21 protein-coding genes and 1 pseudogene are annotated in these 25,139 nt (G+C 72.7%); 10 read left to right on the forward strand and 12 right to left on the reverse strand.

What is annotated here, in order from left to right; genetic code table 11:
- Window positions 1-13: 13 nt before the first annotated feature.
- Entirely contained in the window at window positions 14-2,473 is a 2,460-nt protein-coding gene (locus ACWEVP_RS27040; RefSeq protein WP_452065352.1) for a M14 family zinc carboxypeptidase, read from the reverse strand.
- A 210-nt stretch (window positions 2,474-2,683) separates the two neighbouring features.
- Here ACWEVP_RS27040 and ACWEVP_RS27045 point away from each other — a divergent pair, with 210 nt between their 5' ends.
- A complete protein-coding gene (locus ACWEVP_RS27045; protein WP_452065353.1) occupies window positions 2,684-3,334 on the forward strand; it encodes a DUF998 domain-containing protein in 651 nt (216 codons plus the stop codon).
- On the opposite strand, the gene ACWEVP_RS27050 is transcribed toward ACWEVP_RS27045, so the two are convergent.
- Complete coding sequence (locus ACWEVP_RS27050) at window positions 3,322-4,179, reverse strand: LysR family transcriptional regulator (RefSeq protein WP_452065354.1); 858 nt, start codon at window positions 4,177-4,179, stop codon at window positions 3,322-3,324. The two genes, ACWEVP_RS27045 and ACWEVP_RS27050, sit on opposite strands and share 13 nt — an antisense overlap.
- A 69-nt stretch (window positions 4,180-4,248) precedes the next feature.
- Here ACWEVP_RS27050 and ACWEVP_RS27055 point away from each other — a divergent pair, with 69 nt between their 5' ends.
- Window positions 4,249-5,208: an EamA family transporter gene (locus ACWEVP_RS27055; RefSeq protein WP_452065355.1), complete on the forward strand. Its 960-nt coding sequence runs from the start codon at window positions 4,249-4,251 to the stop codon at window positions 5,206-5,208.
- 49 nt (window positions 5,209-5,257) lie between these two features.
- Here the strand turns inward: ACWEVP_RS27055 and ACWEVP_RS27060 are convergent.
- Window positions 5,258-5,623 (reverse strand): annotated as a pseudogene (locus tag ACWEVP_RS27060) (ester cyclase); the annotation flags it as partial.
- A 60-nt stretch (window positions 5,624-5,683) separates the two neighbouring features.
- Here ACWEVP_RS27060 and ACWEVP_RS27065 point away from each other — a divergent pair.
- Together ACWEVP_RS27065 and ACWEVP_RS27070 are read left to right on the forward strand one after the other, a co-directional pair.
- A complete protein-coding gene (locus ACWEVP_RS27065; RefSeq protein ID WP_452065356.1) occupies window positions 5,684-7,003 on the forward strand; it encodes a cytochrome P450 in 1,320 nt (439 codons plus the stop codon).
- Window positions 7,000-7,641, forward strand: a complete 642-nt coding sequence (locus ACWEVP_RS27070) for a TetR/AcrR family transcriptional regulator C-terminal domain-containing protein (protein WP_452065357.1) — start codon at window positions 7,000-7,002, stop codon at window positions 7,639-7,641. Before ACWEVP_RS27065 ends, ACWEVP_RS27070 begins: the two co-directional genes overlap by 4 nt.
- A gap of 1 nt (window position 7,642) precedes the next feature.
- Here ACWEVP_RS27070 and ACWEVP_RS27075 read toward each other — a convergent pair whose 3' ends face one another.
- The 7 genes from ACWEVP_RS27075 to ACWEVP_RS27105 all read right to left on the reverse strand — a co-directional run bounded on the left by ACWEVP_RS27075 (window position 7,643) and on the right by ACWEVP_RS27105 (window position 15,482).
- Window positions 7,643-8,290: a GTP pyrophosphokinase gene (locus tag ACWEVP_RS27075; protein ID WP_452065358.1), complete on the reverse strand. Its 648-nt coding sequence runs from the start codon at window positions 8,288-8,290 to the stop codon at window positions 7,643-7,645.
- Window positions 8,291-8,445: 155 nt separating this feature from the next.
- A complete protein-coding gene (locus tag ACWEVP_RS27080) occupies window positions 8,446-9,747 on the reverse strand; it encodes a hypothetical protein (protein ID WP_452065359.1) in 1,302 nt (433 codons plus the stop codon).
- 186 nt (window positions 9,748-9,933) lie between these two features.
- Window positions 9,934-10,809 carry an LLM class F420-dependent oxidoreductase gene (locus ACWEVP_RS27085; RefSeq protein WP_452065360.1) on the reverse strand — a complete coding sequence of 292 codons (876 nt, stop codon included), beginning with the start codon at window positions 10,807-10,809 and terminating at the stop codon, window positions 9,934-9,936.
- A gap of 92 nt (window positions 10,810-10,901) precedes the next feature.
- Window positions 10,902-12,038, reverse strand: a complete 1,137-nt coding sequence (locus ACWEVP_RS27090; RefSeq protein ID WP_452065361.1) for an adenosylhomocysteinase — start codon at window positions 12,036-12,038, stop codon at window positions 10,902-10,904.
- 140 nt (window positions 12,039-12,178) lie between these two features.
- Window positions 12,179-13,459 (reverse strand): alpha/beta hydrolase, encoded by a 1,281-nt coding sequence (locus ACWEVP_RS27095; protein ID WP_452065362.1) that lies wholly within the window; start codon window positions 13,457-13,459, stop codon window positions 12,179-12,181.
- Between the two features lie 36 nt (window positions 13,460-13,495).
- Window positions 13,496-14,275, reverse strand: a complete 780-nt coding sequence (locus tag ACWEVP_RS27100) for a hypothetical protein (RefSeq protein ID WP_452065363.1) — start codon at window positions 14,273-14,275, stop codon at window positions 13,496-13,498.
- Between the two features lie 103 nt (window positions 14,276-14,378).
- Window positions 14,379-15,482, reverse strand: coding sequence for a hypothetical protein (locus ACWEVP_RS27105; RefSeq protein ID WP_452065364.1), 1,104 nt, complete (start codon window positions 15,480-15,482; stop codon window positions 14,379-14,381).
- Window positions 15,483-15,543: 61 nt separating this feature from the next.
- Here ACWEVP_RS27105 and ACWEVP_RS27110 point away from each other — a divergent pair, with 61 nt between their 5' ends.
- Entirely contained in the window at window positions 15,544-16,122 is a 579-nt protein-coding gene (locus tag ACWEVP_RS27110) for a TetR/AcrR family transcriptional regulator (protein WP_452065365.1), read from the forward strand.
- Here ACWEVP_RS27110 and ACWEVP_RS27115 read toward each other — a convergent pair.
- A complete protein-coding gene (locus tag ACWEVP_RS27115) occupies window positions 16,098-16,877 on the reverse strand; it encodes a helix-turn-helix transcriptional regulator (RefSeq protein ID WP_452065366.1) in 780 nt (259 codons plus the stop codon). The two genes, ACWEVP_RS27110 and ACWEVP_RS27115, sit on opposite strands and share 25 nt — an antisense overlap.
- Before the next feature lie 79 nt (window positions 16,878-16,956).
- Between ACWEVP_RS27115 and ACWEVP_RS27120 the strand changes: the two genes are divergently transcribed.
- Together ACWEVP_RS27120 and ACWEVP_RS27125 are read left to right on the forward strand one after the other, a co-directional pair.
- Entirely contained in the window at window positions 16,957-18,030 is a 1,074-nt protein-coding gene (locus tag ACWEVP_RS27120; RefSeq protein ID WP_452065367.1) for an alcohol dehydrogenase catalytic domain-containing protein, read from the forward strand.
- Window positions 18,031-18,043: 13 nt separating this feature from the next.
- Window positions 18,044-18,967 (forward strand): hypothetical protein, encoded by a 924-nt coding sequence (locus ACWEVP_RS27125; RefSeq protein ID WP_452065368.1) that lies wholly within the window; start codon window positions 18,044-18,046, stop codon window positions 18,965-18,967.
- A gap of 13 nt (window positions 18,968-18,980) precedes the next feature.
- On the opposite strand, the gene ACWEVP_RS27130 is transcribed toward ACWEVP_RS27125, so the two are convergent.
- Window positions 18,981-20,543, reverse strand: coding sequence for a GMC oxidoreductase (locus tag ACWEVP_RS27130; RefSeq protein ID WP_452065369.1), 1,563 nt, complete (start codon window positions 20,541-20,543; stop codon window positions 18,981-18,983).
- Window positions 20,544-20,649: 106 nt separating this feature from the next.
- Between ACWEVP_RS27130 and ACWEVP_RS27135 the strand changes: the two genes are divergently transcribed.
- The 3 genes from ACWEVP_RS27135 (at window position 20,650) to ACWEVP_RS27145 (ending at window position 25,024) form a co-directional block, all read left to right on the forward strand.
- Window positions 20,650-21,231 (forward strand): TetR/AcrR family transcriptional regulator, encoded by a 582-nt coding sequence (locus ACWEVP_RS27135; RefSeq protein WP_452065370.1) that lies wholly within the window; start codon window positions 20,650-20,652, stop codon window positions 21,229-21,231.
- Window positions 21,232-21,606: 375 nt separating this feature from the next.
- Window positions 21,607-21,768 carry a hypothetical protein gene (locus tag ACWEVP_RS27140; protein ID WP_452065371.1) on the forward strand — a complete coding sequence of 54 codons (162 nt, stop codon included), beginning with the start codon at window positions 21,607-21,609 and terminating at the stop codon, window positions 21,766-21,768.
- Between the two features lie 124 nt (window positions 21,769-21,892).
- Entirely contained in the window at window positions 21,893-25,024 is a 3,132-nt protein-coding gene (locus tag ACWEVP_RS27145) for a family 43 glycosylhydrolase (RefSeq protein ID WP_452065372.1), read from the forward strand.
- The last annotated feature ends 115 nt before the right edge of the window (window positions 25,025-25,139 follow it).

Consider the following 25,139-nt stretch of genomic DNA (forward strand, 5'->3'; position numbering starts at 1 on the left):
AACGAACGCGGAACTACCGGACCCCACCCGAAGCGCGCTGCTTCTGCGCGTGCGCGGAACGGGTGCAGACCTCACCGACGTCGACCGTCTGGCCGCGGTCGACGAACACGTCCGCGACACCCACGAGCCGGCCGTTCGGCGACGAACAGGTCAGCTGGTAGGCCTCCTTGGTCCCGTACGTCGGCGGGATCGGCGACGCGAACGAGACGTCCCCGGTCCAGTCGTCGACCGTGGCCGGGTCGGCCTGGTCGTAGTTGACCACCACGGCCTTGTAGTCGCCGGCCGGCGGGTCGAACAGCACGGCGTGCTCGGACGTCGTGCCGCCGTTGGCCGACGAGCTGACCAGGTTGCCCGCCGCGTCGTAGACGAACAGGTCCCAGTCGGTCGCGGTGTTCGCCCAGTTGATGTTGACGCTGAACTTCCCGTTGTCCACCTTCGGCAGGCCGTCGACGTGGAAGGTGAAGCTCTCCGCGGTCGCGTCCGCCGGGTAGTTCTGGTTGATCGGCGGCACCCCGGCCGGGTTGGTGACCGCGAAGCCCTGCTGCGCCGGGCCCTGGGGGTCACGCCCGTAGCGGCCGGCCACGTACGGCCGGGTCGACGGGTTGACCGACCAGGCGAACCGCCCGCCGGTGGTGGTGAGCTTCGAGTTCAGGTCGTCGGTGATGTAGATCGGCGGCTTGGTGGAGCCGTCGGCCTGGATCACCGGTGACGTCGGCGTCTGGAACGTCTTGTGCAGCTTGAGCTGGTAGCCCTTGGGCGCCGAGCCGATCAGCGTCGAGTGCTGCTGCGGGTCGGCCGCGTTGCCCAGCATGTCCAGGAACGCCTGCCGGTTGCCGCCCTTGCCCGCACCGGCCGCGGGGGCCAGGCCCTCGTACTCGGCCACGACGCTGTCGGCGTAGGGCCCGTGGAACCCGTTGCCGCCGACCTCGATGGTGAAGCCCCAGCCGCCGGTGGCCCAGTAGGACCAGTCCTCGGTGGTGCCCGTGGTGTCGTACAGCGCCCAGCTCGGCTCGCTGACGTAGCCGTTGCGCGAGGCCAGCTTGTCGCCGAGGGCCTTGTAGGCCGGCTCCTCCAGCGGCGGGCGGACGTCAGCCACGCCCGGCGGGCGCAGCACCAGCGCCGCGACGGTGTGCATCGTCAGCAGGTTGGTCACCTGCCGCGAGGACACGATCGACCGCACGTTGCGCACCTCGGGCTCGCTGAACGGCCCGGACCCGCGGAACGTGTCGCCGCTCCAGGCGATCTCGGCGCCGTTGCCGCCCCAGAACCCGCCGTAGTTGCGGTTCGGGTCGGTGCCGCGCAGGCGGCCGGCCGGGTTGGCCTTGCACACGCCGGTGGAGTACTGCGCCGGCGAGTCGTTGACGTTGCAGTTCTTCCGCTTCATCTCGTAGTCGAACCGGGTGAAGTCACCCTTGGGCTCGGCTTCGCGGGAGATCTCGAACCCGTCCGGGTTGATGATCGGCACCACGATGTTGCGGGTCTTGCCGACCATGCTCCGGATCGCCGCGTCGTGGGCGTAGCCGTTGATCAGCTCGTACGCCCACTCCATGACGTGCTCGCCGGCCGGCCACTCCCGCGCGTGGTGCACGCCCATGGTGAAGTTGACCGGCTTGCCGTCGGTGACGTTCTTGACGTCGGTGGCGATCTCGATCCCGACGACGTCGCGGCCTTCCCACGTCGACTCGGGCATGGTGAACGCCGAGACCAGGCCCGGGTTCTTGCGGGCCAGCTCCTTCATTTCGTAGTTGTAGTCGTAGAGGTGCCGGTAGCTGGTGCGCCCGGACGGCAGCGCCGACGCCGCGGTCGCCGCGGCGTACTGGCGGTCGGTCTTGGCGTCCTGCACGGACTTGGCCGAGAGGTCGGCCTCGATCACCTTCGACTTGAAGCCGGTGTTCTTGAGCGTCTGGCGGTCCGCGTCGTCGGCGAGGACGACCTCGACCCCGGTCGCGTCACCCTTCTCCGTGACGTCGAGGCCGGAGGCGGTCAGCTTGTTCTTGTCGGCGCGCGTCGGCGTCTCGACGCGGACCAGCTGCGCCTTCTGCGCGGTGGTCGGAGTGCCCTGCGGCGTGAGCGCGAGGAAGTCGACGCCGAGCTGGGCCTGGCCGGCCGGGCCGCCGTAGCGGCAGCCCTGGACGACGAGCTCTTGGCCCTTCTTCACGAAGCTTTCGGCGAGTTCGTGGGTGCGCAACGCCGTCGAGGCGGCGACCACCGCGCCCGTCGCCTTGTCGAACACGGCGACGTCCCAGTCGCCTTCGGTGCCCGGGACCGGCTTCAGCCGGGCCTGCACCAGACCGTCCACAGTGGACGTTAGTTCGCGGCGATCGACGCCCGCGGTGCCCTTGGGCTGCACTTTCGCGAAGCACGAGCGTGGTACCGATTTGTCGGCACGCAGGATGTTCTGGGCCGCGCCGGCGGTACCGGCCGGTAACGCGACGAACGCCGCCGCCAGCGCCACGACCGAAGCCGCCAGCACCAGTCTTCTTGGTGAATTCCCCACAGGCAAAGACCTCCTTGACCGAGGCCGGCACAGCACGGACGTACCGGTAGCGAGTGACCGTAATGGACGAAAACCGGCTACGGTAACCGCCGTAAGTCGTACAGCCTTGACCCCGCTTTCACACCTTCGGCCGCCCGAAAGGACATTTCACCGGGAGTTCAACCGGCGCTCGGCTACTGTCGGTTCATGGTCACGGTCCCTGCGCGACGAACCTCGCTCGCGGTTTCGCTGAGCGGTATCGCCGCTCTCGTGGTCGGTGCCGCGCTGGTGCTGCTGTTGCAGGTCATCCCGCCGACCGACGAGATCAGCGCGACCCGCCGCACGATCAGCGAATACGGCCTGTCCGACCACAAGTGGGTGTTCGACCTCGCGGTGGTCCTGGTGGCGCTGGGTTCGGCGGCGGGGCTCGCCGTCCTGCGCAGCCAGCGGCGCCTGCCCGTGCCCGCGGCCCTGCTCGGGACACTGTGGACGGTCGGGCTGCTGGTCATCGTGGCCTTCCCCAAGCCGGACTGGGCCACGGTGTCGCGCGCGGACTTCGGCGGCACGCTGCACCGGATCGCCAGCGTGGTGGCGTTCGTCGCGCTCCCGCTCGCGGTGCTGGTCGCCGCGCGCACGGCGTTCCCGGGCTCCCCCGGCCGCCGGTGGCTGGCCCGGGTACTGGCGATCGCGTCGCTGGGCTGGTTCGCGGTGATCCTCGGCGCGGTCGTGGTGGCCGCGGTCGAGGGCGGCCGCTGGTGGACGCTCATCCCGCTCGGCCTGGTCGAACGCGGGATGGCGCTGACCGAGCTGATCGCGCTGGGCGTCCTGCTCGCGCCCGCGCGGATTCAAGCGCGGTAGAGCTCCGTCAGCAGGGCGGCGGCCAGGTGCGTCGCCGGGTGCGCGTCGTGATGACGCCAGATCAGCCGGACCGGCACGGGGTCGGCGTCGCGCAGCGGCCGGTAGCGGATGCCGTCGCGCCGGTACTGCGCCGCGGTCGCCTCCGGGGTGACGCCGACGCAGCGCCCGGTCGCGATCGCCGCCAGCCAGTCGTCGATGTCGTGGGTGTACTCCACCGCCGGGCGGCCCCCTTCGGGCCACAGGTCCGGCGTCGTGGTGCCGGTGCGCCGGTCGACGACGAGGGTGCGCTCCCCCAGTTCGGCGAACCGGATCGTGCGGCGCCGCACCCACGGGTCGTCCGAGGCGAGCGCGACGCACCGGCGTTCGCGGCCGACGAGCGCGTGGCTGTACCGGCGCGTGTCGACGGCGGTGCGCACGACGGCCAGGTCGCAGCGCCCCTCGGCCAGTCCCCCGGTCGCGGTGTTGGTCCGGACGAGCTGCAGCTCGACGTCCGGGTGGCGGTCGTGCCAGCGCCGCTGGAACTCCGCGGTGTGCTTGCCCAGCGCCGACCACGCGTGCCCGAGCCGCAGCCGCGTGTGCCCGGTCGTGACCTCGTGGACCAGCGTCTCGGCGTCGGCCAGCAGCACCCGGGCCCGGGCGAGGACCGTGACGCCGTCCGTGGTCGGCTCGACGCTCCGGCTGGTGCGGTGCAGCAGCCGGACACCGAGGATCCCCTCCAAGGCGAGCAGCGTCCGCGACACCGTCGCCTGGGAGACCCCGAGTTCGAGCGCGGCGTCGGTGAAGCTCCCGCTGTCCACGACCGCGACGAAGTGCCGCAGGTGGCGCAGCTCCAGCGAAGCATCCATGCGTCCAGCGTATAGCCGACGTGTCGGATGCATTTTGCGTATGCGTCCGCGGCGCCGATAGTCGACGGCATGACGGGTGAAGGACGCTGGCGCGGGGCGGCGCTGATGACGGGCAGCGGCCTGTCCAACCAGGTCGGGGCGTCGGTCGCGGCGCTGGCCTTCCCGCAGCTCGGGCCGGCCGGGGTCGTCGCCGTCCGGCAGTGGGTCGCGGCCGTGGTCCTGCTCGCGACCGCGCGTCCGCGCCTGCGCGCGTTCACCGCCGCCCAGTGGCGGCTCGTGCTGGCGCTGGCGCTGGTGTTCGGGACGATGAACCTCTCGCTCTACAGCGCGGTCGACCGGGTCGGCCTCGGCCTGGCCGTCACCCTGGAGTTCCTCGGTCCCCTCGCCGTCGCGCTGGCCGGGTCGCGGCGGCGGGGCGACCTGCTGGGCGCGCTGGTCGCGGCGGCCGCCGTGGTGGTGCTGGTGCGGCCCCGGCCGAGCACGGACTACCTCGGCATCGGCCTGGCGCTGGTCGCGGCCGCGTGCTGGGCGAGCTACATCCTGCTCAACCGCGCGGTCGGCGCGCGCATCCCCGGTGTCGCGGGCTCGGCGGCCGCCGCGGGCGTCTCCGGGCTCGCGTACGTGCCGGTCGGCGTCTTCGCGATGATCGCGCACCGGCCGGACCTCGGCGCGGTCCTGGCCGCGGTCACCGCCGGCGTCCTGTCGTCGGCGGTGCCGATGCTGGCCGACCTGCTGACGCTGCGCCGGGTCCCGGCCGCGGTGTTCGGCACGGTGATGAGCGTGAACCCGGTGCTGGCCGCGCTCGTCGGCTGGGTCGTGCTCGGCCAGCGCCTCGACGCGCTGTCGTGGACGGCGATCGCGGTGATCGTCGCGGTCAACGTCCTGGCCGTGACAGCACCGGCTCCGTCGTCTCCGTCAGCCGCGGGTCCGGCTTCGCCCCCGACATCGCCAGGAAGCCCCGGGCCACCCGCAGCAGCAGCGGCCAGTTCTTCGGGTTCTTCTTGTCCACCCCGCCGATCAGCTGCTTGAGCATGGACAGCGTGTCGAAGTAGATGCGCTCGCAGACGAGGTTCTCCTCGGCGTCGAACACGAAGTAGGCGGTCATGCGGACGCGGAAGCGCGATCCGGTCGCCGGGATCGCGCCGAACGGGCCGAGGTGCGTGCCCAGCAGCCAAAATTCGACGACGACCGCGTCCGCGCTGTGGCGCAGCGCGATCAGCTCGTGGTGCTGGTCGGGGAACGCGGTGCGCGTGTCGTGGTAGTAGCCGCGGACGGCGCCGTCGCCGTCGTGCACGGTCATCGTCGCGACGACCTCGTAGTGCGGGTGCGGGAACGTCGAGAGCGTGGCGTCCCAGTCCTGGGCGACCTCGTCGCGGAAGTGGTCGAGCACCAGCTTCTGCCGCGCGGCCAGGATTTCGGGTGCGGGGATGTCGAACTCGTTCATCGCGCTCCTCGATATCTACAGTGTAGGTAATTGCGGATAACCTACACTGTAGGGACGCCGATGGAAGGGGACGCCGTGCTCGAAGGAACCCTCGCCCGCGCGAAGCCGGTGATCAGGTGGGGTCTCGGCCACGCGCTCCCCCGCACCGTGCTGCGCCGCGAAGCCCGGCGCGGTGACCTGCAGGGGCGGATGGTCGTCGCCGCGGCCGAAGGACGCGACCTGACCGGGCTGTTCGAGGAGATCCGCGCGGCCGGCCCGCTCGCCCGCACCCGCTTCGGCTGGATGACCACCACGCACGCCGCCGTCCGCGAAGTGCTGTCCGGCGACGACTTCCGCGTCGGCGTCATCGGCTCCGACGGCTCGCCGCTCGGCAGGCTCGTCGAATGGTCGGCGGGCGAGCACCTGCACCCGGTGCGGCCGCCGTCGCTGCTGGCGGTCAACCCGCCCGAGCACACGCGCTACCGCAAGCTCGTCACCGGCGTGTTCACCGTGCGCGCGGTCGAGCAGCTGCGCGGCCGCGTCCAGGAGATCGCCGACGGCCTGCTCGACGCGCTCGACCCGAGCCGCCCGCTCGACCTCGTCGAGTCCTACTGCGGGCTGCTCCCGGTGACGGTGATCAGCGAGATCCTCGGCGTCCCGCCGTCGGACCTGGGCAAGGTGCTGTCGCTGGGCGCGGCCGCGGCGCCCAGCCTGGACCTCGGCCTGGGCTGGCGCACCTTCCGCGACGTCGAGACCGCGCTGGCCGAGTTCGACGCCTGGCTCGGCGAGCACCTCGACCACCTGCGCCGGCACCCGGGCCAGGACCTGTTCAGCAAGCTCGTCGCGGCCCGCGACGGCGGCGTCGGCCTCACCGAGACCGAGCTCAAGTCCACCGCGGGCCTGGTGCTGGCGGCCGGGTTCGAGACGACGGTCAACCTGCTCGGCAGCGGGATCGCCCTGCTGGCGAACGATCCCGGGCAGCTCGCCGTGCTGCGCGAACGGCCGGAGCTGTGGGGCAACGCCGTCGAAGAGGTCCTGCGGTACGACCCGCCGGTCCTGCTGACCGGGCGGCTGGCGACGCGGGCCACCGAGGTGGCGGGCGTTCCGCTGCCGCGCGGGGCGCTGGTGACCACCGTGCTGGCCGGCGCGAACCGCGATCCGCTGGTGTTCACCGACCCGGGCACGTTCGACGTCACCCGCGACGGTGCGCGCGACCACGTGTCGTTCGGCTCGGGTCGCCACCACTGCCTGGGTGCGTCGCTGGCGCGGATGGAGGGCGAGATCGGGCTGCGCACGATCTTCGACCGGTTCCCCGGCCTGCGCGTGCTGCCCGGGGGCCGGCGCCGCGACACCAGGATCCTGCGCGGGTACGAGGTGCTGCCCGCGGTGCTCACCCCGTGACGACCCGGCGCGGGCGGCCGCCCAAGGAGGCCGGCGGCCTGTCGCGGGAGCGGATCCTGCGGGAGGCCCTCGCGCTCGTCGACGAAGAAGGTCTCGACGCCGTCAGCATGCGGAAGCTCGCGCGGCGGCTCGGGGTCGACCCGATGAGCCTGTACAACCACGTCGACGGCAAGGACGCCCTGCTGGACGGGATCGCCGAGGTGCTGCTGGCGGCGATCCCGGCTCCGGTTCCCGGTGGCGGGCTGCGGGAGACGATGTCCGCGCTGGCGCACGGGTTCCGGGACGCGATGCTCGGCCACCCACGCGCCGCGCCGCTGGTGCTGACGCGGCAGCTGGCGTCGATGACGGCGCTCGCGCCGGTGGAGGCCGTGCTCGGGCCGCTGCTCGCGGCGGGCTACCCGCCGGAGCGCGCGGTGCACGGGTTGCGCGCGGTGCTGGCGTTCCTGATCGGCACGTTGATGCGGGAGGTCGACGCGGCGCCGACGTTCAGCGCGACCGGCTCCCCGGGCCGGCTCGCTTCTTTGACGGAGTCCGGGCTACCCGCCGTGTCGGCGGCGGCGCCTTACCTGGCGGTGTGCGACCACGAGGCGGAGTTCGAGTTCGGGCTGGGGATCCTGCTGGACGCGCTGGCGCCGTGAGTCAGCGGATGCGTTCGTGCAGGGCGGCCATCCGGGCGTCGAGGTCGGCGGCCGTGCGGGCCGCGGCCGCGAGCTCGCCCGCGAAGTCGTCCGGGACGCGGTCGGCGTACTTGTAGGACAGCTTGTGCTCGACGGCCGCCCAGAAGTCCATCGCGATGGTGCGCAGCTGCACCTCGACCTTGACCTTTTCGACGCGGTCGGACAGGAACACCGGGATCCGGACGATCAGGTGCAGGCTGCGGTAGCCGTTGGGCTTGGGGCGGGCGATGTAGTCCTTGGTGCGCAACAGCTCGACGTCGTCCTGCGCGGTGAGCATCCGGGCGACCTCGTGCACGTCGGAGACGAACGGGCAGACGACGCGGATGCCGGCGATGTCGTCGAGGACGTGCGCGGCGGAGATCCAGTCGTCGCCCAGGCCGCGGCGGCGGACCTTCTCCTTGATGGCTTCCGGTCGCTTCACCCGGCTGGTGATGTGCTCGATCGGGTCGTGCTGGTGGACGAAGTCGAACTCCTCGCTGAGGATCCGCAGTTTCGTCATCAGCTCTTCGATGGCGAACTTGTACATCAGCAGGAAGCGCGGGAGCTGCCCGGCGACGGCGAGCTCGTCGGCCGCCTCCCGCAGGTCCTCGGCCGCCGGATCGGTGGTCACTGAAGCCTCGTGCTGTCGTCGGTCGTCTGGGCGCGCTCCAGGTTACTGCGCTTCGTTCGATCAACGAACGGCGGTGGGCCGGAGTTCCCACCGGTCACCGGATCGGGCGACGGAGGGTGTGCGCCGGCCCGCCACCGGCGCACACCCTCCTGGTCTCACTTGCCGGCGGTAGCGGACTCGCCGGCGGTGGCGGACTCGCCGGCGGTGGCGGTCGCCGTGCCGGTCGCGGCCTGGGCGCCGGCCGCGACGCACTTCTCGGCGACCGCGACGGCGGCTGCCTGCTCGGCCGCCTTGTTCTTGCCCTTGCCCTTGGCCTTGTGCTGGCCGTTGCCGTTCTGGGCGGCGCCATTCTGGGCGGCGCCGTTCTCGGCGGTGGCGGTGGCGGTGCCTTGCTGGTCGGCGGCCGCGGCGGGATCGGCGGTGGCCTGGGCGACGCAGTCGAGGATGGCGGCGCAGTCCTGGTTCGCGGCCGCCTCCTGGGCGGCCTGGTTCTGATCGGCCGTGCCGTTCTGGTTCGCCATGCCGTTCTCGTTGGCCATGCCGTTCTCGTTGGCCATGCCCTGCTGGTCGGCCATGCCGTTCTGGTCGGCCATGCCCTGCTGGTTCGCCATGCCCTGCTGGTTCGCCATGCCCTGCTGGTTCGCCATGCCCTGCTGGTCGGCCATGCCGTTCTGCTTGGCCGCGCCATTCTGCTTGGCCATGCCGTTCTTGTCGGCCATGCCGTTCTCGGCGGCCATGCCGTTGGCGTCGGCGGCTCCCGCGGCCTGGGCCACGCACTGCTCGACCACCGCACAGGCCTGGGCGGCCGCTTCATCCTGGGCGGCGGCGTCCTGCCCGGCCTTGGCGTTCTTCCCGGCGGCCTTGTTCTTCTGCTTGGCCTTGTCGCCGCCGGCGGCGGATCCCGGGTCGGCGGCTTCCTGCTGGTCGGCCATGGCGTTGCCCTCGGCCATACCGTCGGCCTGGCCACTCCCGGCGGCCATGCCGTTCTCGTCCGCCGCACCGCTCCCGGCGGCCATCCCGTTCTCGCCCGCCGCGCCGTCCCCGGCGGCCATACCCTGCTGCGCGGCCTTGCCCTTCCCGGCCTTGCCCTTCGCGCCCGCTTCGGCCGCCTTCTCGCCTTCCTTGGCGACGGCCGCGCACTGCGCCGCCACCGCGTTCGCCGCCACCGCGCCGCCGCAGCCCGCCGCCGCCCGGCGTTGCCGGATCTGGTCCACCACCGCCTGGCGGTTCGCGATCCTCGCCGCCGATTGCGCGTCCGGTGCGGCCTGCTGGCCGGCGATGAACGTCAGGTTGTTCTGCAGCGCCGTGTCCAGGCCGCCGCAGCTTTCCGTGGCCGCGTTGCTCGCCGGGCCGCTGAGCGCGATCGCCGTCGCGGTCGCCCCCGCGACTCCCAGCAGCGCGACCAGCCCGATCGTCGCCGGTTTGCGGTGTCGTCCGGTACTGCGTGCGTGGGGCATCGAGCCCCTCCTCTCTGGTCGCCACCTCACCACGGCACACGGCGCCACGCCGGGAACGGTTCACCGCAAGGGGAAAACGACCAGAGAGAGTCCACTGTGGACATAGTGGGCAGCAGAGGCCCGGAGCCGGCGGTCCGCCGGTCCGTCCCCTGACTACCAGAGCCCGGGTTATCGGCGGGTAAAGCTTCAGCCCAGTCCGGCCAGCTGCGGCACGGCCGGCGCCATGCCCTCGATCCACGCGGCGGGCGAGCCGGTCGTCGGCGTGATGATCGCCTGCCGGATCCCGAGCTTCGCGTAGTCCGCCATGGCGCGGACGAAGTCGTCGCGGGTTTCCGGGGTCGGACGCGGGTTGTTCGCCAGGACCGTCTTGCGGATCGCGTCGTAGTCGCGGCCGGCGTCGTCGCAGTGGCGGCGCAGCACGTCCAGCTTGTGCGCCACGTCCGAAGGCGACGAAGCGAACAGGTTGCAGGCGTCGCCGTACTGGGCGACGAGCCGCAGCGTCTTGCGCTCCCCGCCGCCGCCGATGAGCACCTTCGGCCGGCTGATCGGCTGGGGCGAGCAGAGCGTCTCGGCGAGCTGGTAGTACTTGCCGTCGAACGGGCCGTTGTCGGCCGGGTCCCACATCCGCCCGCAGATCCGCAGCGTCTCCTCCAGCCGCTCGAACCGCTCGGCGACCGGTGGGAACGGCACGCCCATCCCCCGGTGCTCGCGCTCGAACCAGGCCGCCCCGATGCCCAGCGCGGCCCGCCCGCCCGAGAGGACGTCGAGGGTGGTGACGATCTTCGCGAGCAGGCCGGGGTGCCGGTAGGTGACACCGGTGACGAGCAGGCCGAGCTCGATCCGGGACGTGTGCGCGGCGAGGAAGCCCAGGGTCGTGTAGCCCTCCAGCATGTTCGACTCGGCGGGCAGGCCGGTGGGCTCGATCTGGAAGTAGTGGTCCATGAAGGACAGCCAGGTCGCCCCGGCCTCCTCCGCCGCGGCGCCCACGCGGGCGAGCTCACCGGCGATGGCGGTGGTCCCGCCGTCGATGTCGAAGATGGGCAGGTGGAAACCGAGTTCCATGGAACGTGCTCCTGACGTGTGGTCGGCGTGACCTCACGCTAGAGGCTGGAGCGCGCTCCAGGTCAAGCGCGGAACCCGGGCGCCCGGCCGGCTCAGCCGGCTCCCCCGCCCAGCTCGGCCACCAGGTCCGTGGCGATCCGGTGCTCGATCGGGGCCGGCACCGGCTGGACCCCGGCAGTGAGCCCGCCCGCGGCCACCGCCGCCAGGCTGCGGACCTGCAGGGTGAGCCCGAGATCCATGGCCTGGATGGAGTTCCCGTTGGCCGCGGTCAGGTTCAGCATCCGGCCGCGGTCGAGGACGACGATCTCGCGGCCGTCGGCCAGTACGTGCCCGACCCGGCGGCCCGGCTCGCCGTACTCGACCGTGCGGACCGTCGCCGCCCGCAGCGCGGCCGCGTCGATCTCCCACGCGAAGTGCCCGACCCCGGCGAGCAGGGCGCCGTCGGGCAGGGCCGCGAGCTCGGCCGCGCCGACGACGCCGGGAGCGCCCGTCGCCGTGAAGACCGCTTGCGCGCCGGACAGCACGTCGACGGCCGGGCCGGTCCGGTGACCGTCCACAATGGCCTGCAGCGCGCGCATCGGGTCGGTGTCGCACACCGCGACCCGCGCGCCGAGCCGTGCCAGGGTGTCGGCGACGCCCTTGCCGCACGGCCCGTAGCCGAGCACCGCCGCGCGCATCCCCGGCAGCATCAGGTTGGTGGCGTTGAGGAAGCCCTGCACGACGCTCTGGCCGACGCCGAACTCGTTCTCCACCAGCAGCTTCAGCCGCGAGTCGTTGATCACGACCACCGGGCGGCCGACGCTCTCCGCACGCAGCCGGATCCCGCCGGTCGTCGTCTCCTCGGTGCCGCCGAGCCAGCCCGACGGCGCGCCGGAGCGCAGCAGCGAAAGCGTCAGGTCGGCGCCGTTGTCGAGCGTGAGATCGGGCTCGCACTCGAGCACGGCGGCGACGTTGCGGGCGTGATCGGCCTCGTCGTCGGCGCGGCGGGTGTGCACGGCCACCCCGAGTTCCCGGAGCGCGGCGGCGACGTCGTCGTGGGTCGTGCCGGGTGAGCCGGTCAGCGTGATCTCGACGCCGGCGCGGGCCAGCAGCGTGACCAGGGCGGCCGTCTTGGGCTCCACGTGCAGGCACATGGCCAGCCGCCGCCCGGTCAGCACGGGCGCGGCCTCTTCGACGGCGGCGGCGGTGATCGGCATGTGCTTGAGCGCCCAGCGGGTGCCGGAAGACATGGGTTTCCTTACGGTTGAGGAGAACGGGGATCCGGACGCGGGGATCGGTCAACCGTAGAAGTCGCAGCGGTACGAGTGATCGCCGAAGATCGCCCGTCCGTCCACACCTTCAAGCTACCGCACGACGGTGGCGCGCGCGGTCATGACGTCGGCGTGCCGGTGGCCAGGAACCGCGCCACCTCGGCCGGGGTACCGGTGCCCGTCGTCACCGGGACGCCCGCCGCGCGCAAGTGGTCCGCGAACTCGGCCGATTTCCGGCCGCCGGCCAGCAGGAACGGTGGCGCGCCCGCACCCGCGTACCTCAGCGGGCTCGCCTCGCGCAGTGTCGCCGGGGAGCGGCCCAGCGCCAGCAGCACCGACGCGCGCGTGACCGGGTCCAGGCCGGCCAGGTCGAAGTCCGCCGGGGCGTCGACCGCCGCCACCGCGCGGACCTCCGGCTTGCCGGCCACGCCCAGCAGCGCCGCCAGCGTGCCGCCCGTTCCGGTGCCCACGGCCGTGATCCGCGCCGGGTCGAGGTGCAACGCCGTCGCGTTGGCCGTGAGGAACCGGACCGCGCAGCGGGCGTCCTCCAGCGGTGCCGGCCACCGCGCGGCGGGCGCGAGGCGGTAGTCGATCGAGGCCACGGCGATTCCGCGCGCCGTCAGCGCGTCGCGCAGGGGAACCAGCCGCGAACCGGCCAGCAGCGCGCCCGGGCCGGACGGGCGCCGGTTGCCGGAGACGAACCCGCCGCCGTGGAGGAAGAGCGCCACCGGGGCGGCGGCGCCGGTGGCCGGGCGGGTGAGGTCCATCGCGAGCGGGATGCCGTCGGGACGGCAGTACTCGACCGTGCTGCCGTCCAGCAGCGCCGAGGCGGCCGTCCCGCCGATGCGGTCGCCGGCCGCGACCGTGCCCGCGGCACCCGCCGCGAGCACCGCCGTCAGCACCGGGAACAGCAGGATCCACGCCAGCACGCGCCGCGGCGTCGAGGGCCGAGGGTGCGCCCGCCGCCGCGCCACGACCAGGAACCCGAGGACGGCGAGCACCTGCAGCGCGGCCGCGACGTAGTCGGTGAAGCCGACGACGGTGTCCGCGGGCTGCCAGGGGTCGAACCGCGTCAGGAGCCCGAGCGGCCGGCTCGCCACCCACAGCGCGAGCCCGCCGGCGGCGACGAACGCGCCGGCGTGCGCGGTCTTGCGGGTCGGCCACCCGAAGACGGCGAGGAAGGCGAGCACCTCGATGGCGGCGACCAAGGCGAACAACATCGCGTAGAACTGCCAGACCCGCCAGAGCGCGGGCACCGACGCGGCCGGGATCAGGGCACCGCCGAGGGCGGCGAAAGCGGCCGTGACCAGCACCGGGCCCCGCCGCAGCGGCGGCGGGGCCGGGTCGCGCGCGGTCGTCGACGGGCGGCGTGTGCCGGGGTACCCGTCGACGACCTTCATGGCGCCAGTGTCACCCTGGCCGCCCGCGAGCGCACCCTACTTGCGCGCGGCCGTGTAGTTCCGGAACAGCAGGTAGGTGTCCAGGATGTCGGACGACGCGCTTTCGACCGAGCGGTAGATCCCCCACTTCGGCCGCACGTAGTCGCCCTGGTCCGGGATGTTCACGCTCGTCATGCTGCCCTGCGCCGCGACCGGTGCGCCCGGCCCGGTGCCGTTGCGGATGACGCACGCCGCCTTGCCCTTCGACCCCGGCGTGAACGTCCACTCGATGGTGATCCACTTGTTCCGCAGCGGCGACAGGTCGGTGGCCGCGATGCTCGGCGAACCCGAGTTGGCGTACGCGCGGGCGTTGAGCATTTCCTTGCCGCCGCTGCGGGTCAGGTCCAGCGTCACCCACGGGCCGCCGTTGGTGGACGGCGTCTTGGTCTGGAAGATGTGGGTGAACTTGCTGGTGCCGTGCAGGCTTCCCGGGATGTACATCTCGTAGGAGAGCGTCCAGGTCTCGCCGTTGTGCATCTTGAGCGTCGTGCCGTTCTGCACCATGCCCTTGGACTCGGTGCGCTGGCGGTCGCCGCCACCGGTGGTGTCGCGGTCGTCCTTCCAGATGCTGAAGCGGTAGTGGTCGCCTTCGACGACCACGTACTTGCGGTCCGGGTGGTGGTTGCCACGGTCGGCTTCGATGCCTTCGAAGGCCTTGAGGCCGTCGGTGGCCGGGTCGGGGTGCCACAGCGGGGCGGCGTGCGCGACGGGGCTGAACAGGATCGGAACGGCGAGAGCGGCGACGGCGAAGGCCGTCCTGCGGGGGAATGCGGGCATCGTCGGTGTGTCCTTCCTGACGAGGTGGTCGGCAGGGGTGCACATCGGTCGGCGGACGGACCCGGCGGACCGGGCTGGACATCCGATGTCTGGCGTCACGAAGTTAGCGCTTTCCGGCAGTCTTTGGCAAGGTGTTCGCCTTCTTGGTCGACGATTCATCGGATGGTTCGAGCCCGGAGCCGTTCCCGCCCGGGACAGCCGGCCGCGCCACCGGGCGGTAGCACTCCGCCAGGGCACCGAACGCCGCCTTCGGTTCCCACGGCACGTCCCCGTACGTCTCCCCCGCTCCCTCCTCCAGCACCTTCACCACGCCCCAGCTCGCCATGTCCAGATCCACCTCCGGATCAGCCCGGTGCACCAGCCCGTAGCACACGAACGTGCAGGCGAAGGCCGCGTCGACGCCTTCGGTCTCGAACACCTCCAGCAGTTCGCGGAAGTACCGCGCCTGCTCCTCTTCGTCGCGCACGTAGGAGCCGTTCAACCGGACCGGCTCGCCGTCCTCGTACTCCACGATTTCGCCGCAGCGCGCGCCGAGGTCGGCCGCGCCGCGGTACGGCGTCACGCCGAACTCCGTGATCGCCACCGGTTTGCCCGAGGCCACCAGCGTCCGGACGCCCTCGCGGTACACGTGCTCGACCTCCTTCGACCGGTGCGCGTCCACCGAAACGATGTCGAACGGCGTCCAGTCCACCCGCTCCAGCGGCACCGCCGCGTACGTGACGCGGCCGCCGAACCGCGCCCGGACCGCTTCGACCGCGCGCGCCAGGAACGCGTTGACCCGCTCCGGAAGCCCGGCGACGAGCTCCCGCGACGCCAGCAGCCCGGCCACGCGGGCGGGAAGGTCATCGCCGGGCAGGAAGCCGTGGTTGAACAGGCTCAGCTCGCCTCCGGCGACGAACACGACCTCGGCACCGGCCGCGCGGAGGCGCTCGGCCCTGGCCGCACCGTCGGCGAGCAGCCGAAGGATCTCGTCCGGGTGCCGGTCCCAGGGGAACGGCGAGAACCACACTTCCAGCCCGAGCGCGGCCGCCTCCCGGGCGGCGTGCTCGATCCGGTCCAGGTCCGTGCCGATCAGCCGCACCGCCGTGCAGTGCAGGTCGTCGCGGATGATCGTCAGCTCGCGGCGGACCAGGTCCGCGTCGAACGGGCGGTTGAACCGCCCGTCGCGCTCGAAGCCGGTGTCGTAGCCGATGCCCCTGGCTCGCATGGTTCTCCTCCACATTTAGGGTACGGTCCGTACCGTACCCTAATGCCGTAGACTGCCGCACATGGCCGAGAAGACCCGCCGCCGCGGCGCCGAACTGGAAGCCGCGATCCTGCGCGCCGCCGCGGACGAGCTCGCCGAAACCGGCTATCCCGGCCTGACCATGGACCGCGTCGCGCACCGCGCCGGCACCAACAAGAACGCGATCTACCGCCGCTGGCCCAACCGCGCCGCGCTCGGCGTCGCCGCCTACCGGCACGTCGCCGAAGACCGGCTCACCCCGCCCGACACCGGCAGCCTCCGCGAAGACGCGCTGGCCCTGCTGCGCGCGATCAACTGCGGCCAGTCCTCCCCCGCCGCCCGGATCCTGCGCGGCCTGCTGACCGGCGTCGGCGACGAACCCGAGCTGCGGCAGCAGCTGCACGACCAGGCCGCCGAGGGCGGGACGAAGCCGTGGCTCACGATCGTCGACCGGGCCGTCGCCCGCGGCGAAGCGCGCCCCGAAGCCCGGAACCCGCGCGTCGCCACCGTGGCACTCGTGCTGCTGCGCAACGAATTCCTCACCCGCGGACTGACCACAGTGGACGAAACCGTGCTGGCCGCGATCGTCGACGAAGTCTACTTGCCGCTGGTGGGCGCGTAGATCGTCAAGCGCAGCGCCGGGTCCTCGGCGACCTGGAAGGTCGCGTAGTCGAACTCGGCGGGCTCCGGGCCGTACAGCGTCTTCCGGCCGGGACCGCTCCGGCCGACGTCGTGGCGGTCCCACCACTTCGCGAACTCGCGGCAGCCCGCTCGCAGCCGCGCCGCCAGCCCGGTGAACGCCGGGTCGCCCGCCCAGAGGTCGTGCGCCGACCGGAACTGCGCGACCGCGTGCTCGGCCTGCGCGGCCCAGCCCGCGCCGAACAGCCGCCGGCCGCGCTCGTCGAGCAGCAGGAAGACCAGGACGTTCCGGTCGGCCTCCGGGAGCGCGCCGAAGTCGGCGAACAGCCCGGCCGCCGCGCGGTTCCACGCCAGCACGTCCCACCGGCGGCCGGTCACGTACGCCGGCTCGCTCAAGCCTTCGACGAGCCGGCGGGCGGCTTCGGGCACCTGTTCGCGCGCGAACGGGGTCCGGGCCGGGTTCCGGGCGAGCGCACGCAGGTGGGCGCGCTCGGCGTCGTCCAGCCGCAGGGCACCCGCGAGGGCTTCGACCGTCGCGGCCGACGGGCTGACCGTGCGGCCCTGTTCGAGCCGGATGTACCAGTCGACACCGATGCCGGCCAGTTCGGCGACCTCTTCGCGACGCAGCCCCGGCGTCCGGCGCCGGCGGCGGTCGGGCAGCCCGAGCGCCGCCGGGCTCAGCCGTTCGCGCCGGGACCGGAGGAACTCCCCCAGCCCGGCCCGCGCCGCGTCCGGCATGGCGACCTCCGTGGCACTGGACAGTCCCAGGATAATACCAGGTCTGGTTGCCGCTCCCGATCTTGCCGACGATGGCGGCATGAGAGCCGCAGTCCTCGAAGAATTCGGTAAGCCCCTGTCCGTGCGCGAGGTCCCCGCCCCGGTGCTCGGCACGGGCGAAGTGCTGGTCGACGTCGTCGCGGCGGGCGTGCTGCCCTACGCGGCCGAGGTGTTCCGCGGCGAGCGGAACTACCTGCTGACGCTGCCGGTCGTGCCCGGCGCCGGGGCGGTCGGGCGGGTGCGCGCGACCGGCCCGGACGCGACCCGGCTGCGGCCCGGCGACTGGGTGCTGTGCGACCCCACCATCCGCTCGCGCGACGACGCGCTCACCCCGGACATCACGCTCCAGGGCCTGAGCGCCCGCGGTGACGGCGGCGTGTTCCTCCAGCGGCACTTCGGCCACGGCTCGTACGCCGAGCAGGTGCTCGTGCCGACCGAGAACGCGATCCCGCTCGGGCCGGTCGACCCGGCCGGCGCCGGCCGGTGGGTCGCGCTCACCGTCTGTCTCGTGCCCTACGGCGGCCTGCTCGCGGCCGGGCTGAGGCCGGGCGAAACCGTGCTGGTGAGCGGTGCCACCGGGAACTTCGGGAGCGCGGCCGTCGCCGTCGCGCTCGCGATGGGCGCGGCGTGCGTGGTCGCGCCGGGCCGCAACGAAGCGGCACTCGACGACCTGCAGCGGCGCTTCGGCGAGCGCGTCCGGACAGTACGGCTGACCGGCGACGACGACACCGGACGCCTGCGCCACGCCGCGCCCGGTCCGATCGACGTCGTTCTCGACCTGCTGCCGCCGTCGGCGGGCACTGCCCCCGTGCGCGCCGCGGCGATGACCGTCCGCGAGTACGGCCGGGTGGTGCTGATGGGCGGTGTCGGCATGCTCGGCGGCGACGATCTCGCCCTGCCCTACCCGTGGCTCATGCGCAACAACATCACCCTCCGCGGCCAGTGGCTGGCCCCGCGGACGGCGAACGCGAGCCTGATCGCCCTCGCCCGCGCCGGCCTGCTGGACCTGGACCTGTTCGCCGTCACCGAGTTCGGGCTCGGTGACATCGCCGCCGCCCTCGGCCACGCGGCCGGCACCACGACGCGGTTCGCCCTCACCGTGGTGCGGCCCTGAGTAGCTTCGAAGCATGACCCGACTCGACCGCCACGCCAAGATCACCGCGGCCCTCGCCGAAGCACCCGACGAGCTGCTGGACTCCGCCCGCCCGCTCGGCACCGGGATCGGCGGGTCGACCTGGCTGCTGGAGGTGGCGGGCGAGCCGGTGTTCGTGAAGCGCGTCGCGCTCACCGAAGTCGAGCTGCGCCACGACGGCTCCACGGCCGACCTGTACGGGCTGCCGCCGTGGTCGCACTACGGGGTCGGTTCGGCGGGCGGCGGGGCCTGGCGCGAGCTGCGCGCGCACCTGGCGGCGACCGGCTGGGTCCGCACCGGCGCCTGCGAGAACTTCCCGCTCCTGCACCACTGGCGGGTCCTGCCCGGCCTGCCGCGCCCCCGCACGGACATCGAGCGGGACGTCGCGTTCTGGCACGGCGACCCGGGTGTCCGGCGCCGGCTCGAAGCCCTCGCCGGCTCCACCACCGATCTCGTGCTGTTCCTCGAACACGTGCCGCAGGACCTCGCACGCTGGCTCACCGGCAACCCCGGCGGCCTGGCCCTGGCCCACCGGGACCTCCGCCGCATCACGGATTTCCTGGCGGACCAGGGGGTCCAGCACTTCGACGCCCACTTCGCGAACGTCCTCACCGACGGAAACCGGCTCTACCTCACCGACTTCGGGCTCGCCGTGCTGCCGGACTTCGCGCTTTCGGCGGCCGAAGCGGAATTCCTCGCCGACCACTCCGCGCACGACCGGGCCTACGTGCTCACCCGCTTGCTGAACTGGGCCGTCCGGCACCAGCTCGACGACACCGATCTTCGCGGCTACGCCCCGCTCGCCGAGGTGGTCAACGACTTCTACTTCGCGCTCCACACCGAAAGCCGCAAGACGCCGTACCCGCGGGAGGAAATCGCCCGGCAGCTGGAGCGCGCGGGCTTGCCGGGTGCGCACTGACGTTCCCGGTGCGTCAGAAGACGCGGCCGACGTCTTCGGCGATCAGGTTGTCCAGCGCGCGTTCGGCGAGCGCGGCGATGGTCATCGAGGGGTTGCAGGCGGCGGTCGTGCCGGGCATCAGGGCGCCGTCGAGGACGTAGAGGCCGCGGTGGCCGAGCACGCGGCCGTCGAGGTCGCAGACCGAGCCCAGCGCGGCGCCGCCGAGCGGGTGCCACGTGCTGGGCGCGACGGCGGTCGTGTCGAGCAGCACGCCGAGCGGGCCGGCGATGCGAGAGAGGCGTTCGTGGATGCGCGCGGCGAGGTGGGCGTCGCCGTCCGGCGGCCAGTGCAGGACGGCGTCGTCCTTCGCGGCGTCGTAGACGAACCGGCCGCGGCCCGTGCTGATCCCGTACCCGACGAGCATCGTGGTCCGCAGGTCCGGCAGCGGCGGCAGCGACGCCTGGATGACGGTGTTCGCCGTCGCCGGGTCGGCCCACTCCTTGCTGCCGTAGACGACGGGGCCACCCTGCGGCGTCCCGAAGTCACCGGCGAGGTCGGTCCAGGTGTAGATGCGGTCGCCGTTGCTGCCCCAGCCGGCGCCGAGGGCGTCGGGCAGGTCGGGAATGTCGCCCTTCGCGCCCGCGCGCATCAGCAGCCGGGTCATGTTCGCCGTGCCGGCCGCCATGACGAGCGCCTTCGCCGTGAGGACCTTCTGCTCCAGCACGGTCCCGGCGGTGTCGATGCGGTCGACGCGGATCTCCCAGCGGCTGTCCGGGGCCAAGGCGACGTCGGTGACGTTGTGGAGGGGCGCCACCGTGCAGCGGCCGGTGGCCTCGGCGGCGGCGAGGTAGGTGACGTCGACGGAGTGCTTGCCGCCGTTGTTGACCCCGAGCGCGCAATCACCGTTGGTGTAGGACGGTTTCAGCTCGCCGTCCAGTTCGCGCAGGGCGAAGTCCCAATCGATCGGCATCGGGATCTTCTCGACCCGGTAGCCGGCGTTGCGCGCGTTGCGGGCGAAGACCCGTGACGCCTGGTACGGCTCGCTCTCGACGAGCGCGTCCGGGGCGGTCGCGATGCCCAGCATGCGGGCGACGCGCGGGTAGTACTCGGCGTCCAGCCGCGGGTAGTCGAGCTGTTCGGGGAAGCAGGCGTGGAACAGCTCGGCCGTCGGCTGCAGCGTCATGCCCTGGTAGACCAGCGACCCGCCGCCGACGCCCGCGGCGCACATCATGCTCATGCCCCGACCGCTCACTTGCTCCAGCAGCCCGGTGTAGCGCTCGAACGGCGGCAGCGACGGCAGGCCCGGCAGCGCCGGGGCGGAGCCGAGCCAGAAGATCCGCTTGTCGGGCGCGGTCGTCGGGTGCGGGAAGGTCTCGGCGTCCGGCCCGGTCGGCCAGCGGCGGCCGCGTTCGAGCACGAGCACCGGCACGCCGGCCTGCGCGAGCCGCAGCGCGGTCACCCCGCCGCCGAACCCGGACCCGATGACGACGACCCGGTGCTCCTCCCGGGTGAGCGGCACCCGGCCCGCCCCGACCGCGGCGACGCCGGCGACGGCGGCCGCGCCCCGCAGGACGGTCCGGCGGTTCAGGCTGCGCATCGGCGGCTCCTTCGGCGACGGAGGTGACTGTCGGTGACCCTAGGAACCCGAACCGAGAGATGGAACCGATTGCCGGTCTCACTACTCGCGAGTAATGTGCGGGCCCATGCGCGCTGTGCGACCGTCCGCGGCCGTGCCCCGGCGCGTCGACGCCCGCCGCAACCGCGAGGCGATCCTCCGCGCCGCCGACGAGGCGTTCAGCGAAGACGCCGACGTCGCGCTGGACGAGGTCGCCCGCCGCGCCGGGCTCGGCCGGGCGACGGTCTACCGGCACTTCCCCGACCGCACGGCACTGGCCCTCGCCGTCGCGGCCCATCACCTGGCGGCGCTGAAGAAGCTCGCGCGGGGCCCGGAGCCGTTCCGCGAGCTGCTGCGGACGGTACTGGCCGTGCAGGCCCGGCGGCGCCCGCTCGTCCGGCTGTTCCGCGAGCTGCCGGAGCGCAGCCAGCGCCAGTACGCCCACACGCTGGTTTCGTTGCTGCGCCCGGCTTTCGAGGAGGCGCAGCGCGCGGGCAGCGTGCGCGCGGACCTGGAGCCGGCGGATCTGGCGCTGCTGTTCGAGATGCACGAGGCGGCGCTGGGGTCGGGACTGTGCGCGCGGGAGCCCGCGGAGCAGGCCGAGCGCCTGGTGCGGGTGTTCCTCGATGGCCTGGCGGCCGCGCGTGAGCCGGGCGCGGAGAACGCCTAGCCCGGCCGGAGCACCCGTTGCGCCGAACGTGTGAAGCCCGGTCGCAGACCGAAGATCCGCAGGTCGGACCACAAAATCGTGGTTGACGTGCGCGAAGCCTGGGTACTTCGGGGACACGGCACCGGCACCGGATCCCAGGTCCTCCTCCGCCGGGCCGCCCCTCCGCCCGTGACCGGGTCCGCCCGCGGCACGGCACAGCCACGCACATTTTCGCCCACCGGAGTGCACCATGACCAACGACTCAGGAGCCTGGCACGCCAAACTGCAGCGCGAACAGGAAGCCATCCAGCGGAAGCGGGCGCGACAGGCCTCGCGAACGCCGGCCGGGACGTCCGCCACGCCCCGCTGACCCGACCGTCCACAAAGGATGCCGCGGTGCCCCGGCCGGGACGCCGCGGCATCAGTCGTTCCGGCGCCACCGCCACCCGGCCCGGACCGCTCACCGCACTGCCGCCGGCGTTCACCGGCGAAGCCCGCGCGCCCCTCGGCCCGAACAAGCTTCTCGCGGTGCTGGAACGGCTCGCGGATCCCGGCTGACCGGCGCCGGTCCTCGGGCGGCCTCTTGACCAGCGGACACGACGGACTCTAAGGTCAGCGTGCCCCGCCCGATGTTAACGTTAACATCGCCTGGTCCCGACGCGCCCCGAAGGAACCGACAACGATGAAGTTGTTCTCCCCGCGCCGTTTCGGCGTCGTGCTGGCCGTCGCGGCCGCACTCGTCCCGCTGGGCACCGCCGGTGCCGGCGCCGCGCCCCCGACCGGCGGAGTCCGCACCGCCGCGAGCACCCTGTCGGTGCCCGGCATCGACGACGTCCGCGGCAATCTCACCCTGCCGACGAGCGGCGCGAACGGCACCAGCGTCGCGTGGACGTCGTCCGCGCCCGCCGTCATCACCCCGACCGGCGAGGTCACCCGGCCGCCGGCCGGCGGCCGGCCCGCGAGCGTCGTCCTGACCGCGAAAGTGAGCCTCGGCCGCGAGAGCACGACGCGGCGGTTCACCGCCACCGTCGTCCCGAAGCCGAAGCAGGAACCCTTGGCGGGCTACAGCTTCTTCTACTTCACCGGGGAAGGCACCTCCGACGGCGAGCAGATCTACTCGGCGCTCAGCAAGGGCAACGACCCGCTGAACTGGACCGAGCTGAACCACGGCCGTCCGGTGCTGAAGTCCAGCCTCGGCGAACTCGGCGTGCGCGACCCGTTCATCCTGCGCTCCCCCGACGGCGACAAGTTCTACCTGCTCGCCACCGACCTGCGGATCTACGCCGGCCGCGGCTGGGACGCCGCCCAGCGCACCGGCAGCCGGTCGATCATGGTCTGGGAGTCCACCGACCTGGCGCACTGGTCGCGCCAGCGCAGCGTCCAGGTCTCCCCGCCGACCGCCGGCAACACCTGGGCCCCGGAAGCCTTCTGGGACGCCCGGCGCGGAACCTACGTCGTCTACTGGGCTTCGAAGCTCTACGCCGGCAGCGACCCGGACCACACCGGGGACAGCTACAACCGCATGATGTACGCGACCACGCGCGACTTCGTGACCTTCACCGCGCCGCAGGTGTGGAACGACCCGGGCTACTCGGTGATCGACTCGACCGTCATCGAGCACCAGGGCACCTACTACCGCTTCACCAAGGACGAGCGCACCACCACCTCGTCGACGCCGTGCAGCAAGTTCATCACCGAGGAGAAGTCCACCGACCTGCTCGCCCCGCACTACGGCTTCGTCGCCGACTGCATCGGCAAGGCGACCGCGACGAGTCCCGGTCTCTCCGCGGGCGAGGGGCCCACCGGGTTCAAGTCCAACACCGAGGACAAGTGGTACCTGTTCATCGACGAGTTCGGCGGCCGGGGCTACGTCCCGTTCGAGTCCACCGACCTGAATTCCGGCAAGTGGACGATGTCCGCCGGGGCGCACCTGCCCGCGTCGCCGAGGCACGGCACCGTCCTGCCGGTCACCCAGGCGGAGATGGACCGGCTGAGCGCTCCCCCGGCGCCGGTCCGCGCGGACGCCGACGGCTTGGTCGCGCACTGGCCGCTCGACGCGAAGTCGGGGCAGGTCGCGGCCGACACGACCGGCCACGGCTACGACGGCGCCCTCGCCGGGGACGTCTCCTGGGCCGGCGGCTCGCTGGGCTTCGGCGGCACGAACGGCCACGTCCAGCTGCCGAACAACCTGCTGACCGGCGCGGCCGCGGCGACGGTGTCGGCCGACGTCCTGGTCGACCCGGCCCAGCAGACGCCGTACTTCCTGTGGGGTCTGGGCAACACCGCGAAGGACGGCACCGGCGACGGCTACCTGTTCACCACCGGCGGCACCGCGGGCGGCGGGCTGCGCGGCGCGATCGCGACCGGGAACTGGACGACCGAGCAGCAGGTGGCGGCGAGCGGCGGGCTGCCGCGCGGGGTCTGGAAGAACCTGACGCTGACCATCGGCGACGGCGTGGCGGTGCTCTACCTCGACGGCGTCGAAGTGGGGCGCGACGCGAACGCCACGATCAAGCCGGCCGACCTCGGGGGCGGGGTCACGGCGGCCAACTACCTGGGCCGGTCGGTGTACGCGGCCGACAAGTACTTCCGCGGCAGGATGAAGGACGTGCGGCTCTACAACCGCGCCCTGTCGGGGCTCGAGGTCTCGGCGCTGCCGTCCACCAGCACGATGATCCGGTCGGTGGAGCTGGCGTCGCTGAAGACCCCGGCCGTCGTCGACTCCGGCGCGTCGACGGTCGTGCTGCCGGTGCGGCCCGGGACGGACCTGCGGAAGCTGTCGGCGAAGTTCGGGCTGGCCCCGGGCGCCACGATCGATCCGGACACCCCGACCGTGGACCTGAGCCGGCCCCGGCGGTTCACGGTGACCGGCGCGGGCGGCGACCGTCGCGTGTGGACGGTCGAGGCGCACGAGACGCGCAGCCCGGTGCTGCCGGGCTACAACGCCGACCCGAACATCGTCGCGTTCGGCGACACGTACTACCTGTACCCGACGACCGACGGCTTCGACGGCTGGAGCGGCACGAAGTTCTCGGCGTGGTCGTCGAAGGACCTGGTGCACTGGGCGAACGACGGGGTGATCCTCGACCTCGGACCGGACGTCTCCTGGGCCGACAAGAACGCCTGGGCGCCGACGATCGCCCAGCGGAACGGCAAATACTACTTCTACTTCTGCGCGGAAGCCAAGATCGGCGTGGCGGTGAGCGACTCGCCGACCGGCCCGTTCGCCGACTCCGGAAAGCCGCTGATCGCGGCCAACCCCGACGGCGGCCAGGCGATCGACCCGGCGGTGTTCGTCGACGCGAGCGGGCAGCCGTACCTGTACTGGGGCAACGGGAACGCCTACGTGGTGCCGCTGAACGACGACATGGTCTCGTTCGACCCGGCGAAGATCACCCGGCTCACCGGCCTCGACGGCTTCCGCGAAGGCCTGTTCATGGCCCAGCGGCACGGGACGTACTACCTGAGCTGGTCGATCGACGACACCCGCAGCGAGGACTACCGCGTCGGCTACGCGACGGCGCCGTCGCCGACGGGCCCGTTCACCAACCACGGGCTGATCCTGAGCAAGGACGCGCACCTCGGTGTCCTCGGCACCGGGCACAGCTCGATGCTGCGGGTCCCGGGCACCGACGACTGGTACCTCGCCTACCACCGGTTCGGCATCCCGGGCGGCGACGGCACCCACCGCGAGACGACGATCGACAAGCTGACCTTCCGGCACGACGGGACGATCGCGCCGGTGACGCCGACGCTGGAGAGCGTGCGGCCGGAGCGGATCCCGCAGTGCCGGGGCAAGGTCCGCGCGGGCTGAGCCGAGCGGGTCACTCGAAGCGGTGAGACGGAGATCACCGGCGGCGGCGTTTACCCCGGCGTGAGCGGGGTAAACGTCCGCCGTTCAGGTCTTTTCGCCGCTTCCGCCCAGGAGT

This window comes from Amycolatopsis sp. NPDC003865, assembly GCF_053605345.1.